A 16,711-nucleotide genomic window follows, 5' to 3' on the forward strand; every position below is an offset into this window, starting at 1 on the left:
CAACAGTATGTTTACATAACAAACCTAACTTTAAGATTAATTTATGAGGAAGATTTTATGCTCCCTAATGGGGTGTATGCTGCTATTTCTGACGCAGCTGCACGCCCAGGATCTCGCCGTGACCGGTACGGTCACCGCGGACGACGGCTCGATACTTCCGGGCGTGAACATTTCTTTGAAAGGTACTACTCGCGGTACCACCACCGATACCGACGGAAAGTACTCGATATCGGCCGCTTCCGGCACTACGCTCGTGTTCAGTTTTATCGGTTTCCAGAGCCAGGAAGTGGTTGTAGGCAGCCAGTCGGTGATCAACGTCTCCCTGAAAAACGATGTAAGCCAACTTCAGGAAGTAGTTGTAACCGCCCTTGGACAGGAGCGGAAGCGCAATGAGCTCGTGTATGCAGCCCAGCAAATCAATAATGAGCAGATCGTACAGGCACGTAACCCGAACGTGATGAACTCGCTGGCAGGTAAAATTGCCGGTCTGGATATCAAAACCAACAATAACCTCGGTGGATCGACCAGCGCGGTGATCCGTGGTTACAAATCCATCACCGGTAACAACCAGGCATTGTGGGTGATCGACGGCGTGCCGGTGACGAACGCCAACAACAACTCGTCCGACCAGCAGACCGGCCGCTCCGGCACCGACTACGGTAATGCCGCCTCCGATATCAACCCGGACAACATTGCCTCGGTGAACGTGCTCAAAGGCGCCGCTGCGACAGCCCTCTACGGCTCACGCGCAGCCAACGGGGTAATCCTCGTTACCACCAAGCAAGGCCGCAAAAACAGCTTCGACGTGACCGTCAACAGCGGCGTTACCTGGGGCAAGATCGACAAAAGCACGTATGTGAAATACCAGAAAGAATATGGAGCAGGTTATGGCGGCGACGGCTCGGCCAACAAATTCTACCGCGGTAACCTGGGCTCAGGCGAAGGCGACATCGCGATATTCGACGCCGATGCCTCTTACGGAGCGAAATTCGATCCCAACAGAATGGTATACCAATGGGATGCGCTTGACCCCTCGTCGCCGACCTATGGCCAGATGACCCCCTGGGTAGCCGCCAAAAACGGCCCTGACGCATTCTTCCAAACCGCAGTTACGTCCAACCAGAGCGTAAGCATCCTGGGCGGAGGCGAAAACACCACTTTCAAGGCCGGTTTTACCCGCAGCGACGAAAAAGGGGTGCTTCCGAACAGTAAACTCGGCAAAAACCTGTTCAACTTCTCGGCGTCGTTCGACCTGACCAAGAAGCTGACGATCTCCGCCAATGCGAACTACTCGCAGGTGAAAGGCGTGGGCCGCTACGGAACCGGTTATGACGGCAAAAACCCTAATCAGCAGTTCAGACAGTGGTTCCAGACGAACGTCGACATTCTCGAACAGAAAGCTGCGTATTTCAGGAACAGACAGGATGTAACCTGGAACTGGGGCGATCCGCGGGCGCCATTCGATCAGAACGGCCCCATTTACTCCGAAAACCCATATTTCTCCCGCTACGAAAACTTCTCGAACGACTCTCGTGACAACTTCTTCGGCTATGCCGCGGCAGTTTACAAAATCGCACCGTGGGTTGACCTCACCACGCGTTTCGCCTACAACGGCACGCAGGATATGCAGGAAGAGCGCATTGCATTCGGAAGCGCCGATCCGGCTCAGTACAAACGCTTTAACAGAGGTTTCAACGAAACGAACCTCGACGTGATCTTCAATTTCCGCAAAGCCATTACGAAGGATATCAACTTCTCAGGTTTGGCGGGTGGAAGCATGCGCCGGTCGACTGAGAACTCGATCCGGGCACAGACAAACGGCGGAATGGTTGTACCAGGGCTTTATTCCCTCTCCAACTCGGCCAACCCGATCGAAGCGCCTGTTGAAACTTACAGAAGAATCGGCGTGGACGGTTTGTATGCACAGGCTTCATTCGGTTACAAAGATCTCGTAAACCTCGACCTGACGGCGAGACAAGACAAATCGACGACGCTTAGCAAGGACAACAACACCTATTTCTATCCTGCAATCGGTGCCAACTTCAACATTTCGAACCTGAATGCTTTGAAAAGCCTGGGCTGGCTCACGATGGCGAAATTAAGCGCCAACTATGCCGAAGTAGGTAACGATGCGCCATGGGGAAGCACGATCGACGTGTACGACAAGCCAACGGGTATCGGCAATGTGCCTTACTTTACATTGAGAAATACCAAAAACAACCCGGACCTGAAACCGGAAAGAACCAAAAGCTATGAATTCGGTCTGGAAAGTGCATTCCTGAACGACCGCGTAGGCTTCAACTTCACCTATTACCGTTCATCTACGCTGGATCAGATCCTGCCCGTTTCGATCACTGCCGCTACCGGTTATGCATTCCGTTATGTCAACTCCGGTGAGGTACAAAACAAGGGTATCGAAATTTCCGCCTACGTAACGCCGATCCGTGTGCAGGACTTCTCCTGGACCGTGAATGTAAACTTCGCAAGAAACCGCAACAAGGTGATCAGCCTGTATGGTGAAGGCGAAACGGAGGTAACCAACGTTACCATCGCCAGCTTGCAGGGCGGGGTGTCTATCAACGCTGCCAAAGGCCAACCATTCGGTATTATCCGCGGTACCAACTTCGTTTACCACGAAGGCACCGGCCAGAAAGTGGTGAAAGCCAATGGTATTTATGCAGCGACTTCGAGCTCAGCCGAAATTATCGGTAACCCCAACCCCGACTGGATCGGAGGCGTGAGCAATACATTGAAATACAAAACACTCTCGCTGAGCTTCCTGCTCGACATCCGTCACGGCGGCGATGTGTGGTCACTCGACCAATGGTATGGTGAAGGAACGGGCCTTTACCCGATCACAGCCGGCCTGAACGAACTGGGCAATCCTAAAAGATCTCCCGTTTCAGAAGGCGGCGGCGTGCTCTTCCCGGGTGTACAAGCAGATGGAAGCCCTAACACCGTGCGCGCGGCTAATGTGGACGGAAACGGTGCTACTGCCTACGGCTACCCAGGCAACCCGCCGAGAGCCATGTACATCTACGACGCGAGCTATGTAAAATTGAGAGAAGTTGCCCTTACTTACGCACTTCCGCAGGCGATCGTGAGCAAGCTGCGTGCATTCAAGCAGATCGACGTTTCGCTGATCGGCCGTAACCTGTGGATTCTTCACAAAAACATGGAATTCCAGGACCCGGAAGAAGGCCTCGGCTCAGGACTGCTGAACGGCGCGGGCGGTTACCAGAGCGGTGCTTACCCGGCTGTAAGAAACTATGGCTTCAATGTTAAATTCCGTTTCTAAGCGATATGAAAAAACTAATCATTCTTTTCCTCCCGTTCCTGTTGCTGACGGCCTGCGTCGATAGCCTGGACGAGTACAATGTGGATACCAAGCGTCCCTCGACGGCACCGCCTGTTACCCTGTTCTCCAACGCGTTGAAAGGTCTGGCCGACACGCTCACCAGCCCCAACGTTAATGTAAACAACTACCGTCTGTACGTTCAGCACTGGACCACCACCACTTATCTGGATGAGCCGCGCTACAATGTAACAGCCCGCATTATCCCAGAATCATTCTGGCGCGGACTGTACAAAGGTGTGATCTCCGATTTGAATGAGTCGAGAAGGCTGGTCAATGCGGATGAATTCATCAGCCAGGAAACGAAAGATGTGCAGCTGGCGCAGATTGAAGTCGTGGAAGTGCTTACCTGGGCTGCTTTGGTAAATACATTCGGTAACATCCCTTACTCGGAGTCGATGAACCCCGAAAACCCGCTGCCGAAATACGACGATGCCAAAACGGTGTACGACGCCATTCTGGCCCGGCTCGACGCAGCCCTTCCGAAACTGCAATCGAAAGGAACACCTTTTTCCGACGGCGACCTGCTTTACAAAGGCAATATGGCGCAATGGGTGAAATTCGGCAACTCGCTGAAACTGAAACTTGCCATGATCATCGCCGACAGCGACCCTGCCAAAGCGAAGACAATGGTAGCCGAAGCCGCTCCGAACGTGTTCACGAGCAATGCGGACAATGCAGCATTCCCCTACATCTCGACCCCGCCGAACTACAACGTGATCGCACAGAACCTGAACCCGCTGTACACCAGCCGCCAGGATTTTGTAGCGTCGGAAACAATCGTCAACCCGATGAACGAACTGAACGATCCGAGAAGAGCGCAGTTCTTTACGCCGGTTGGGGGCAAGTACGTGGGTGGTAAATATGGCATGCTCAACACTTACGCCGACTTCTCGCACGTAAGCGACCTCATCATCGAGCCCGACTTCGAAGGACTGCTCCTCGATTATTCCGAAGTGGAATTCCTGCTGGCCGAGGCGGTGGAAAGAGGCTTTATCGCCGGCAATGCAGCCAACCACTATAACAAAGCCGTAACGGCATCCATCGTGTACTGGACCTCACAGGACCCCGATACGGAAGTTGCCTCGCAAGGTTCAGCGCGCGCAGCAGCCTATCTGGCGCAGCCGAAAGTGGCCTACGCAACCGCAAAAGGCAATTGGAAAGAAAAAATCGGTTTCCAGAAATGGCTCGCGCTTTATAACAGAGGCTGGGAATCGTGGGTTGAATGGAGAAGGCTGGATTTCCCGAAACTGTCTCCACCGTCGGGCGGAAACGTGCCTGCCGGCCTGGCGATCCCTGTTCGGATGATCTACCCGATCGTAGAGCAGACGCTCAACGGATCTAACCGCGCCGCAGCCGCAGACGCAATCGGCGGCGACGAGCTGACGACGAAGCTCTGGTGGGATAAATTCTGATAGCGTGAATTGAAAATAGCAGGAAAGGCGGGCTTCGGTCCGCCTTTCTTCGTTTACAAAAATCCCACTCCGTTCAAAGACAGTATACCGGTTAAAAGCTGAGCGCTGCCGGATGCTGGATACATTCCTTTCACCAGGATGCTATGATTGTAAATTCAGAGTCATAAGGTTTTCGAAAACCCTTCAACTACAAACCTGACTTTTGGATGAAACAACTACTACTCACACTCGGAGCCGGTATCATCGTGCTCTTCTTTACCCCTGCCTATGCGCAAACGCGCGAACTAACCGGCCAGGTCACGGCCGAAGACGGATCGGTGTTACCCGGTGTCAATATTTCGGTAAAAAACACGACCAAGGGCTCCATTACCGACAATAACGGCCGATACACCATCAACGTAGAGCCTGGTAATATTCTCGTTTTCAGTTTCATTGGGTTTAAAAGCAAGGACGCGCAGGTGGGGAATCAAACCAGGCTGGACGTCGTCCTGACGAGCGATGAAACGCAACTTCAGGAGATTGTCGTCACATCGCTGGGCATTGCCCGGGAGAAAAAAGCGCTGGGTTATGCCGTTCAGGAAATTAAGGCCGACAAACTCACACTCGCCCGCGACCCGAATATAGGCAATGCACTCGCCGGGAAAATTGCCGGTGTGCAGGTACTCGGCCAGTCGGCTGCAAAATTCGGGACGCCTACCATCCGGATCAGGGGTATCAACTCGCTCGCAGGCAGCGATCCGCTGTACGTTGTGGATGGTACGCCCACGGATATCAGCATGGTCAATATGGATGACGTGGAATCGCTTACAGTCTTGAAAGGGCCCTCCGCGACGGCATTGTACGGCAACCGCGCATCAGCCGGTGTGGTGGTGGTGACGACCAAACGAGGAAAATCCGGCGAGACATCCTTAAACTTCAACCATAGCATGACTATGGACCAGGTTTCGCTGCTGCCCAGGTATCAGAATGAGTACGGCGGAGGCTATTCTCAGGAATGGGAAACCTTCAAATTCAACCCGCAGATCCACCCGGCCGCCTGGGCATCTTATGAAGGCCAGCGCATCCTGGACTACTCGGCAGACGAGAGCTGGGGGCCGAAACTGGACGGCCAGATGCACCGGTCCGCATTTTCGTGGCAACCGGGCGAAGGGTTCGGGAAAGAAACCCCATTCGTAGCACACCCGAACAATGTGCGTGATTTCTTTGAAAAGCCGGTCAGCTATAATTCAAACATCGCTTTTTCAAAGGCCGGCGACAGTTACTCGTCACGCATTTCCTACACGCACATTGTCAACAACGGCATTGTTCCGAACAGCCGGCAGCTTCGCGACTATATCAGCGCAAAAACGTCGATCAGCTTTGCTAAAAAACTGACGGCGGAACTGAACGTAAGTTACACCGGAACCAAAACCGACAACGCCCCAGCCGACCGCTATGGCAGCTCGGGCGGCACCGGTACGGGCACTGCGCTTTTTAACACCAATAATGCCACATTGAACGGCTACAATCAAACGACGGGGTCATTTAACCAATGGTTCCAGCGCCAGCTGGACATCAAAGACCTTCAAAACTATAAAAATCCCGACGGCACGTTCAGAAGCTGGAACATCGGAAGCCCGACAGACGCCCGACCCAAATACTGGGACAGCCCGTACACGCAGGCGTACGAAAACACGAACGTAAACCGCCAGCAACGCATTTTCGGCGATGCAGGGCTTACCTATCAGGTTACCGACTACCTGAAAATCACCGGAAAAGTCCGCCGCGACTATGGCACCTTCTTCATGGACGGCCGCGTTGCGTCAGGAACTTTGAATGCTGGTGGATTGGGGGCTTACGCCTACCTCAGCGGAGCCATATCAGAAAACAACTATGAAACCATTGCCAGCTTCGGCAAGGACATTCAAAAGATATCGATACTGATCAATGCGGGGGGAAACATACGTTACAACCGTACCGAAGGCACATTGCAGGCCACTGTCGGCGGCCTTACCACACCTGGCTACTATAATATTGCCGCCTCCAAAGACCGCCCTTTGACGGCAAACTACCTTTTTGAGAAGCAAGTAAACAGCGTATTTGCAAACGCCAGCGTCGGCTACGGAGACTTCCTTTTCATCGAAGGTTCGATACGAAACGACTGGTCATCCACACTCCCGCCGTCGAGCAATAGCTATCTGTACCCCTCCGTTTCCACCAGCCTCGTGTTTTCGGAGTTTATTCCGGCCAACCGCGTGCTGTCGTTCGGAAAGCTGAGAGCCGGCTATGCGCAGGTCGGCACCGATCTCGGCGCATACCAAACCGCCCTTAGTTATAATGCCGGAAGCGTTTATGGTTCAAATCCTACGATGACATTGCCCGGTATCCTGCCCAATTCCAGCCTGAAACCCGGCATGTCGTCGTCCTACGAGGGAGGGATCGACCTGCGGTTTTTCAGCAACCGCCTCGGACTCGAATTCACAGCCTACAACAACGACAACAGCAACCAGATTATCCCGCTCGCCGTCGCTTCCACGAGCGGTTATAACAATGCCGTCGTAAATGCTGGAATGATCACAACAAAGGGCCTGGAATTGCATATTTCGGCCCAACCGGTTAAAACCGGCGAGTTCCTTTGGGAGCTGGACATCAATGCAGACCGCAACGAATCGAAAGTGGTCAAGCTGACGGAGCAAAGCGACAATTACCGCCTGGACGGACCGCAGTGGCGCGCGTTAACGCTCAATGCACGCGAGGGGAAAGACTGGGGAATGCTGGAAGGCGTCGGCATCAAGCGAGACGAACAGGGCAACAAGGTGGTCTATTCCCCGACGCCCGAAAACATTAAAGCGGGAAAAGCAGGTTTGTACGTGAAGGAAAACAATGTGAACCTCGGCAATGTGTTACCGAAATTCAAAGGCGGGTTGATCAATGCATTTGAATACAAAGGGCTGACATTGCAGCTGAGCACCGATTTCGTGGTAGGCGGTAAGTTCTTTTCGGTAACCCGCATGTTCAATGCCGGTTCCGGGTTAGCCGAGGAAACAGCCGGCAACAACGAGCTCGGCAAGCCTAAACGCGACGATCCGGCGAATGGCGGCGGTGTGTTGCTCGATGCGGTGACGGAAGACGGCCAACCCAACACCTACCGGGTAGACACGCAAAACCTGTATGAAAACTGGCTTTTCGCACTCAATGAGCAATGGATTTACGATAAAACCTACGTCAAGCTCCGCGAAGTGTCGCTCGGCTATAAAATCCCGAAAAGGCTTTTGGGCAGACATCTGAAATCGGCTTCCGTATCGCTGATCGGCCGAAACCTCCTGCTGATGTACAGCGCAATCGGTGGCGGAATCGACATTTCAGAAACAGAAACGCTCTGGTACGAAGGTGGGCAGCTCCCGCCGGTCAGGTCAGTCGGCGCCACGCTCAGAGTAGGTTTTTAAGCAAAAACATTTACCTCAAATCAGTCCGATCATGAAAAAACGCTGGCATATATCCGCCATCGCACTCGCCTTGCTGGCCTTTGCACCAGGATGCAGTGACTTTGGAGACATGAACCTGAACCCCAACAACCCGTCCTCGCCGAGCACAGCGGGCCTGCTGACCGGCGCGTTGCGCAATGTAGGCACGATCAACGCGCAGGTAGGCCCCGGCGGAGCGAACATCGTTCCGGCTATGTATGTGCAACAATTCGGCGATGTGATTTACATCGAGGATTCGAAGTACAAAACGATCAATTTCAACTACAATGGCTGGTATGCCGGCCCGTTGATCAACCTGCAACACGTCATTGAACTCAATACCGGTGAAAACACCAAAATCGCTGCGTCCGCATTCGGGTCAAATGCCAACCAGATCGCCATTGCGCGAATCCTGAAAGCTTATTTCTTCCAATGGATTACCGATCGCTGGGGCGATATTCCTTACTCGGAAGCATTGAAAGCCGACGCCGACTTCACACCATCATTCGATAAGCAGGAAGCGATCTACACCGACCTTTTCAAAGAATGGAAAGAAGCAGCAGCGCAGTTCGACGAAGGGAAAACCGTTCAGGGAGATATTCTTTTGAATGGGAATACACTTAAATGGAAGAAGTTTGCAAACTCACTTCGCCTCATAGCAGCGCTGCGCCTGTCGAAAGTGAAGCCCGAAACGGGTAAAATGGAATTTCAGGCTGCCTTGCAGGACGGTGTTATGACTTCCGCGGACGATAATGTGCAGTACAAGTTTTTGTCGGAATCAAATAATGAAAACCCGGTTTACACCAACTATGTGGTTAGCAACAGAAAAGACTATGCACTCAGCGATGTGTTCGTCAACTACCTGAAAAAAGTATCCGATCCCCGGCTCCCCTACCTGGCGGCGAAAAACATCTCCGGCGAATACACAGGCGTCCCCTATGCGGTAGGCGGTTCAAAGGCGCAAGACCTCTCGCTGATCGGATCGATACTCTCGCAGCAGAACTCGGCCGTGAATGTGATGACATATGCGCAGGTACTCTTTGCCCAGGCCGAGGCCGCGGCGCTCGGCTGGACGAACGGCGATGCCAAAATCCTCTACGAATCGGCGGTGGCGGCCTCGTTGCAGCAATGGATGGGAACAAACTACACCGACGCCGCACTGAAAGCCTACCTGGCTCAACCCGACGTTGCATACACTGCCAATGCGGCCATCGAAAAAATCAGCGTCCAGCGCTGGATTGCACTGTTTTTCCAGGGAACAGAAGCCTGGTCGGAATGGCGGAGAACCGGCTTTCCGGTGCTGAAACCGGCCGCAACCACCCTCAACGGCGGTTCTGAAATCCCTCGCCGGCTTGCTTACCCCGTTACCGAAAACAACCTCAACAAGGCAAACTATCAGGCCGTACTTCAAAGCCAGGGCAAGGATGACCACTATACCCGCGTATGGTGGGACAAGCCCTGATCACAACTTATTACAAGTTTCCCAATAGTTTATTTTCAGCCATGCGATTTGCGTGGCTGAACTTTTTTCACCAAAAATCCAGTCAAAGCATTCAAAACAATGCCTTTGTAGCATTGCATCGTTTGATTTTCTTTAACTTTGAGGGTTATCCAACTCTTGAAAAAATGGAATTTCTAAAAAGCGACCGCCTGAATCATCTGAAATACGAGATCCGCGGGGCTACCTACCAGAAAGCGTTAGAGCTTGAAAGCCAGGGCTACAAAATCCATAACCTGAACATCGGTAACCCCGCACCGTTCGGTTTCGATTCGCCCGACGAGATCGTCCACGACATTATCATGAACATCCGCAATGCGCAAGGCTACTCGGATTCACGTGGATTGTTCGCGGCGCGTAAGGCAATCATGCACTACACGCAAACCATTGGTATTCAAGATGTTGAAATCAACGACATTTTCATCGGAAACGGCGTAAGCGAGCTGATCCTGCTCTCGATGCAAGCATTGCTCAACCCCGGCGACGAAATACTGGTACCCTCGCCCGACTACCCGCTCTGGACCGCGGCTATCTCACTCAGCGGCGGCACACCGGTACATTATATTTGCGACGAACAAGCCGATTGGAACCCCGATCTGGACGATCTGGAAAAGAAAATCACTTCGCGCACCAAGGGGATTGTAATCATTAATCCAAACAACCCGACAGGCGCCGTTTACGACAAGGAAGTCCTCGCCCGCATTGCACGCATTGCGGAAGAGCACGGGTTGATCATCTTCTCCGACGAGATTTACGACAAGATACTTTATGACGGGGCCGTTCACCATCCAATGGGCTCGTTTGTGAACGATACATTATGCATTTCCTACGGCGGATTGTCGAAAAACTACCGGTCGGCGGGCTTCCGCGGCGGGTGGATGATCCTCAGCGGCGCTAAACAGAAGGCCAAATCCTATGCCGAAGGCCTGCTGCTGCTCGCGAGCATGCGCCTTTGCGCGAACGTGCCTACGCAATACGCGATCCAGACGGCATTGGGCGGTTATCAAAGCATTAAAGAACACGTGGTGCCCGCCGGCCGGTTGTACAAGCAAATGAATCTCGTTTATGACAGGCTGACGTCCATTCCAGGCATCACCTGCGTGAAACCGAAGGGCTCCCTGTATGTTTTCCCAAAAATCGACCTGAAAAAATTCGGTTTTAAAGCTGACGATCAGTTTGTGTACGAGCTGCTTTCCGACCAGAAAGTGCTCGTTGTGGCGGGAACGGGCTTCAATTACCATCTGGACCCGCATTTCCGCATTGTGTTCCTGCCGACGATCGACGAGTTGAACCAGGCAATGGACAAGCTGGAATTTTTCCTGACCAACCGACGCATCATGTCCACGCGCACCGTTGAAGATATGATTGCGTAACAAAAATTAACCTAAACCTCCACTGAAAGTACTTTTCGCCCGATGATCCAACCCGACAGAACCATTCAGGAGGCCAAACGCCAGCGGCTGTTCCTTCTCCTTTGCGGTATCTTTCTCACCAACGCGCTCATTGCGGAAATCATCGGCGGCAAAATATTTTCAGTGGAGACACTTTTGGGCATTGCCCCGGCGCAGCTGCCGATCGGCGGCCAGAAGCTGGATTTCAACATGACGGCGGGCGTAATCAGCTGGCCCATCGTGTTTATCACTTCCGACATTATCAACGAGTATTTCGGTCGCAAGGGCGTAAAAAGGATATCCTACCTTACTTCCGCGCTGATCGTGTACACGTTCGTGATCATTTACGTCGCCACGCAGCTTCCCCCCGCGCAATTCTGGCTGGACCTGAACAATACCGACGCGCAAGGCAATAAATTCAACATCAACGACGCCTTCTCGAAAATTTTCAACCAGGGATTAGGCATCATGATCGGCTCGATCACCGCGTTCCTGCTGGGCCAATTGCTCGACATCCTTGTTTTTTCATGGCTTCGCAAAAAAACCGGCGGCCGCTACATCTGGCTCCGCGCAACGGGTTCGACGATGTTCTCGCAGCTTGTCGACAGTTTCGTCGTGATCGGCATTGCATTCTACGTTTTCGGCAACTGGGATTTGAAACTGGTTTTCTCGGTAGGGACCATCAATTACCTCTACAAGGGCGTGGTGGCGATTCTGCTGACGCCGCTGCTGTATGTAGCGCACTATTTCATCGACAATTATCTCGGCAAAGACTACGCCGAAGAACTTTCGCATCAAGCCGCGCACGAATCGTAGCCTCAGAGCGGCACCTGCCTGCGCATATTATCGAGCATTACGGCCGTCGCAATGCCGACATTCAGCGATTCCGCCGCTCCGAAGCGCGGGATCATGATTTTGTTGGTCACAAATTGCTCAACCTGCTCGCTAATCCCATTGGATTCGTTGCCCATGATGATGATTCCGCCATCGGCCGGGTACTCAAATTCATATAGCGAATCGCCTCCGAGAAATGCGCCGATTACCTGGCGGCCCGTGTCTTTTATTTCTTCAAAATATTGGATCAAATCGGTGTAATAGAGGTTTACGCGGGTGAAAGAGCCTTTGGCGGCGGCGATTACTTTCGGATTGTAAATGTCGGTCGTATCGCGGGAACAGACGATTTTGGTGATGCCGTACCAGTCGGCGATGCGGATGATCGTGCCCAGGTTTCCCGGGTCGCGGACGTCGTCCAGCATCAGTATATATTCCTTCGCAGCCGGAGACAAAAACGCATTCTCCTTCGTTTTAGCCACAGCCAAAGACGAATCGTTGGTCTGGAAAGATCCCAGCCCTTCCAGCTCCTGCGCAGTAACCGTTTCGACGGACACGTTATGGCGGGTTAAAATACTTGAGTATTTTTGCTGAAATTCCGGTGTTACCAGTACAAACTCGATTTCAAAATCAGAGTCAAGCAATTCCAGCACACTTTTGGCGCCTTCCACCATAAATGCCCCGTGCAGCTGCCGGTACTTCTTGATTTTGAGTGAGTTGATATACTTGATACGATTTTTTGACAACATTGAATATTAATTGTAGGATTATATATGGCTGGTTGATTTTCCTGGTTCTCACGGGATTATTTTCCTGCGCCCCCAAACCTACCTCGAAAGGCTTTCTGCTCGGCAATTCCTCCATCAAGGGAAATCGCATCGTCCCCGATTCGGAGCTGGACGCATTGATTCCGCAGCGGCCCAACCGCCGCCTGCTTGGTTTCCCGATCTTCCCGTATGTGGGCCTCTACCGTTTCGGAGAGCTGTTTTACAACCGGGAGGAACGACAACGCAAGGTGATTGAGGTGACACAAAATTATCAGAAAGAATCCCAGGAATTTGCAGATTCTCCCCGAAAGCTCGAAAGAATCCAGCGCCGCTACGCGAAAAAGCTTGAAAAAGCACAGGTTCGGGCCACGCAGGGCAACTTCTGGATGCGCGTGCTGGGCGAAGCGCCCGTGTATTACAGCCGTGCCGACGTGGTGCAGAATGCCGAGAAAATGCAGAAGTATCTTTATAACAATGGCTTTTTCGACGCAAAAGTGGCATTTGATCCCGACACGATATTCAAGCGAATCCGGGTCAATTACCTCGTCACCGAAAACCGGGCGACGATGATCCGCAACCTGCATTACCAGATCAACAACGAGCTGGCCGACAGCCTTATAAAAGCCGACTCGAAAAATGCCGCATTGCAAATCCGGAAACGCTACGACGGCGACGCGTTTGAAGAAGAGCGCATCCGCATTGAAACCCTGTTGCGGAATGAGGGCTTTATGGGCTTCTCGCGGCAGAATATCAGCTATGTTGTGAACGATACGATTACCAACAGGCTTACCGACAGCCTGTTCAAGTCGGTGGACGTGAAGGTGCGGGTGGATATGCCGGCACCCGCGAATAAGCGCTATTCCGTCCATTCGGTCAATTTTGAGGTGCTCCCGCCGGCCGGGATACCGGATTCAGTTTTCCGGAAAGACACCAGCATGTTCGCAGGTATTCAATATGTGTTTTCGGATAAAAAATTCTCGCGAAAAGTGCTGGATACCAAAATGCAGCTTCGCCCCCAAACCTGGTACAGCCAGAAAAAGGAACGCGATACGCAGCAGCAATTATCGCTCACAGATCAGTTCCGATTTGTGAATTACAGTTACACGCTCGATTCCACCGGCCAGGGAATCAACAGTTACTTCAAAGCCATTCCGCTCGATAAGTACCAGATTTCCACGGACCTCGGCTTGAATGTGATCCAGTTACAGGGCACGCCGGGGCCATTCGCCAACTTGTCTTACAAGATCCGCAATGTGTTCAATGGCATGGAAAACTTCGAAACCAACATTCGGGGCGGCATTGAGCTGGTGCCCAATTTTGTAGGTGACCGGCAGATTTATAAGAGTGAGGAAATCGGTGTGAGTGCGTCGCTTACATTTCCGCGGTTGCTCACACCGCAGAATTTATTTAAACGGCAGACGGCTAACAACAACCCGCGCACACAGCTGAGCCTAGGGTATAACTATGTCAACAGACCTGAGTATACCCGTACCAATGTAAAAATCAACACCAACTATTCATGGCAGCCCACTCCTACCACACTTTTTAATGTATCGCTGGTTGACCTCAACATCCTGAATACCACCTACCTCCGCTCCGACTTCGACTCCCTTCTTCAGGTACTTAAAGATCAGGGCAACAACCTGATTTACAGCTTTAACCGATCGTTCGTATCCGATCTTAATGCCAGTTTTGTTTACAATACCAATTCACTCGTAGGGCCGCCCAAAAACGCCCATTACTTCCGCATTGCCCTCGAATCCGGCGGTACGTCACTGAATATACTGCCCAGGCAAAAAGAGCTGATCCGCAATGTGTTCGGTAGTGATCTTCAATTTTATAAATACTTTCGCTGGAATGCCGACTACCGGCGCTATTGGGCCACGGGCAGGCGGTCGTCTTTTGTGGCGCGCGTGAATGCAGGTGCTATTTACAGCTACGGCGATAGCACCAGGGTGCCGCCTTACGAGAAGTATTTCTTTGCCGGAGGATCAAACAGCTTGCGCGCCTGGCTGCCACGCCGGCTCGGGCCGGGCTCATCGCCACCGGTGACTTACAATAACCTATCTATCGAGTCGCCAGGAGAGCTCCTTCTCGAAGGTAACCTCGAATGGCGGGGGTTTCTGGCCAAATTCTTCGGTGATATTAACTATGCGTTGTTTGTGGATGTCGGTAATGTCTGGCGGCTGGGCAATGCTACTTCGGATGATCAGAAGTTCAGGCCGGAAAAACTCCTGAGCGAGATGGCCGTAGGAACCGGTTTCGGTATCCGTTATGACCTATCATTCTTCATTCTCCGCTTCGACTTCGGTGTGAAAGTGTATGATCCGGCATTGCAAAGGTTCGTGCTCGACGAACTTCGCTTGAAGCACCTTTTTAGACGCACTGAGGCCAATTCGCTGAATATCAACCTGGGCGTCGGGTATCCGTTCTGAGCGCATTCGGGCGGCGTCGGATGTATGACAGTTTGTCAGTTTTTATCCGAATTTTCCTATATTTGCGTTTTGAGCGTTTAAGAATTCCTTCTCATGGAGCATAGAATTGCAGATTCATTAAAAATATTGACCGAGGCGGACAAGGAAGCGTGTGAAACCGTGCGCGTATCGGAAAACGAACCGCTTTCAGGAAAAAAAAGGCTTTTTATCGAAAGCTACGGTTGCCAGATGAATTTTTCGGACAGTGAAATCGTGGCTTCCGTCATGCGCGATGCCGGTTTTGCAACCACTTCCGACGTGAATGACGCCGACCTCATCTTCCTGAACACCTGCGCGATCCGTGACAATGCGGAGCAAAAGGTGCGGAACCGCTTGAAACAGCTCAATTTTCTTAAGAAAAATAAACCGGGAATGCTGATCGGCGTGCTGGGCTGCATGGCCGAGCGCCTCAAAACCAAATTCCTGGAAGAAGAAAAAATGGTCGATATCGTGACCGGCCCCGACGCTTACCGCGATTTACCGAGGCTTGTAGACGAAGCCGAAACCGGCCAGAAAGGCGTGAATGTTTTCCTTTCCCGTGAAGAAACCTACGCCGACATTTCCCCTATCCGACTGAATTCCAATGGCGTAACCGCATTCATTTCGATCATGCGCGGTTGCGATAACATGTGCAGCTTCTGCGTGGTGCCTTTCACTCGCGGACGTGAGCGCAGCCGCGACCCCTATTCGATCGTCAAAGAGGCCGAAGACCTTTTCCGCGACGGCTACCGTGAAGTGACGCTGCTCGGACAGAATGTGGACAGCTACAAATGGAAACCGGAGGCAACCGCAGAAGGTGGATTAACAGGCGAAACCATTGTGAACTTTGCCCATTTGCTCGAAATGGTAGCCAAAGTAAGCCCCGAGCTGCGCATCCGTTTCAGCACATCGCACCCAAAAGACATTACCGACGAGGTGTTGTATACCATGAAAAAGTATGACAACATCTGCAAATACATTCACTTACCCGCGCAAAGCGGCAATACCCGCGTGCTGGAAATCATGAACCGCACCTACACCCGCGAATGGTACATGGAACGGATCGACGCGATCCGCCGGATCCTGGGCGACGAATGCGGTATTTCGCAGGATATGATTGCCGGATTTTGCACGGAAACAGAGGAAGAGCACCGCGATACCCTCTCGCTGATGGAATACGCGAAGTTCGACTTCGGATTCATGTTCGCCTACTCGGAACGGCCGGGTACGCTTGCGGCGAAGAAATTCAAGGATGATATTCCCGAAGACGTCAAGAAGAGAAGGCTTGCGGAAATCATCGAGGTGCAGCAGCGCCTTTCGCTCGCCCGTAACCAGCAGTTGGTAGGCACCATTCAGCGCGTGCTCATTGAAGGAACCTCGAAACGTTCCGACGACGACCTCAGCGGCCGCAATGACCAGAACAAGAAGGTCGTATTCCCGCGCGAAAACTTTGAGAAGGGCCAGTATGTGGACGTACTGATCACCGAATGCACCACCGTAACGCTGCTGGGCCACGTGGTACAGCCCGAGCCGGTATTGCGATAATGCCCTGATTGAG

9 protein-coding genes are annotated in these 16,711 nt (G+C 52.3%); 8 read left to right on the top strand and 1 reads right to left on the bottom strand.

The window, feature by feature from the left end; all coding sequences use genetic code 11:
- Positions 1-76 precede the first annotated feature (76 nt).
- From DFER_RS13445 to DFER_RS13470, 6 genes are all read left to right on the top strand, one after another.
- Positions 77-3,298: a SusC/RagA family TonB-linked outer membrane protein gene (locus DFER_RS13445; protein ID WP_015812184.1), complete on the top strand. Its 3,222-nt coding sequence runs from the start codon at positions 77-79 to the stop codon at positions 3,296-3,298.
- Positions 3,299-3,303: 5 nt separating this feature from the next.
- The gene (locus DFER_RS13450; protein WP_015812185.1) at positions 3,304-4,770 is read left to right on the top strand and encodes a SusD/RagB family nutrient-binding outer membrane lipoprotein; all 1,467 of its coding nucleotides are present in this window, start codon (positions 3,304-3,306) and stop codon (positions 4,768-4,770) included.
- A 206-nt stretch (positions 4,771-4,976) separates the two neighbouring features.
- A complete protein-coding gene (locus DFER_RS13455) occupies positions 4,977-8,195 on the top strand; it encodes a SusC/RagA family TonB-linked outer membrane protein (RefSeq protein ID WP_015812186.1) in 3,219 nt (1,072 codons plus the stop codon).
- Between the two features lie 31 nt (positions 8,196-8,226).
- Positions 8,227-9,675 carry a SusD/RagB family nutrient-binding outer membrane lipoprotein gene (locus DFER_RS13460; RefSeq protein WP_015812187.1) on the top strand — a complete coding sequence of 483 codons (1,449 nt, stop codon included), beginning with the start codon at positions 8,227-8,229 and terminating at the stop codon, positions 9,673-9,675.
- A gap of 164 nt (positions 9,676-9,839) precedes the next feature.
- Entirely contained in the window at positions 9,840-11,084 is a 1,245-nt protein-coding gene (locus DFER_RS13465) for a pyridoxal phosphate-dependent aminotransferase (protein WP_015812188.1), read from the top strand.
- Between the two features lie 42 nt (positions 11,085-11,126).
- Positions 11,127-11,918, top strand: a complete 792-nt coding sequence (locus DFER_RS13470; protein WP_015812189.1) for a queuosine precursor transporter — start codon at positions 11,127-11,129, stop codon at positions 11,916-11,918.
- Positions 11,919-11,920: 2 nt separating this feature from the next.
- On the opposite strand, the gene DFER_RS13475 is transcribed toward DFER_RS13470, so the two are convergent.
- Positions 11,921-12,682: a TrmH family RNA methyltransferase gene (locus DFER_RS13475; RefSeq protein ID WP_015812190.1), complete on the bottom strand. Its 762-nt coding sequence runs from the start codon at positions 12,680-12,682 to the stop codon at positions 11,921-11,923.
- 32 nt (positions 12,683-12,714) lie between these two features.
- Here DFER_RS13475 and tamL point away from each other — a divergent pair, with 32 nt between their 5' ends.
- Positions 12,715-15,135: a translocation and assembly module lipoprotein TamL gene (gene tamL / locus DFER_RS13480; RefSeq protein WP_015812191.1), complete on the top strand. Its 2,421-nt coding sequence runs from the start codon at positions 12,715-12,717 to the stop codon at positions 15,133-15,135.
- Positions 15,136-15,228: 93 nt separating this feature from the next.
- A complete protein-coding gene (gene miaB, locus DFER_RS13485; RefSeq protein ID WP_015812192.1) occupies positions 15,229-16,698 on the top strand; it encodes a tRNA (N6-isopentenyl adenosine(37)-C2)-methylthiotransferase MiaB in 1,470 nt (489 codons plus the stop codon).
- Positions 16,699-16,711: the final 13 nt, after the last annotated feature.

Source organism: Dyadobacter fermentans DSM 18053, from assembly GCF_000023125.1.
Lineage (GTDB): Bacteria > Bacteroidota > Bacteroidia > Cytophagales > Spirosomataceae > Dyadobacter > Dyadobacter fermentans.

What these genes read in the sequence shown, in the direction of transcription:
- DFER_RS13445 (WP_015812184.1), top strand. Translation starts at nt 77, where the DNA reads ATGCTGCTATTTCTGACGCAGCTGCACGCCCAGGATCTCGCCGTGACC.
- miaB (WP_015812192.1), top strand. Translation starts at nt 15,229, where the DNA reads ATGGAGCATAGAATTGCAGATTCATTAAAAATATTGACCGAGGCGGAC.
- DFER_RS13450 (WP_015812185.1), top strand. Translation starts at nt 3,304, where the DNA reads ATGAAAAAACTAATCATTCTTTTCCTCCCGTTCCTGTTGCTGACGGCC.
- DFER_RS13465 (WP_015812188.1), top strand. Translation starts at nt 9,840, where the DNA reads ATGGAATTTCTAAAAAGCGACCGCCTGAATCATCTGAAATACGAGATC.
- DFER_RS13470 (WP_015812189.1), top strand. Translation starts at nt 11,127, where the DNA reads ATGATCCAACCCGACAGAACCATTCAGGAGGCCAAACGCCAGCGGCTG.
- DFER_RS13475 (WP_015812190.1), bottom strand. Translation starts at nt 12,682, where the DNA reads ATGTTGTCAAAAAATCGTATCAAGTATATCAACTCACTCAAAATCAAG.
- DFER_RS13460 (WP_015812187.1), top strand. Translation starts at nt 8,227, where the DNA reads ATGAAAAAACGCTGGCATATATCCGCCATCGCACTCGCCTTGCTGGCC.
- DFER_RS13455 (WP_015812186.1), top strand. Translation starts at nt 4,977, where the DNA reads ATGAAACAACTACTACTCACACTCGGAGCCGGTATCATCGTGCTCTTC.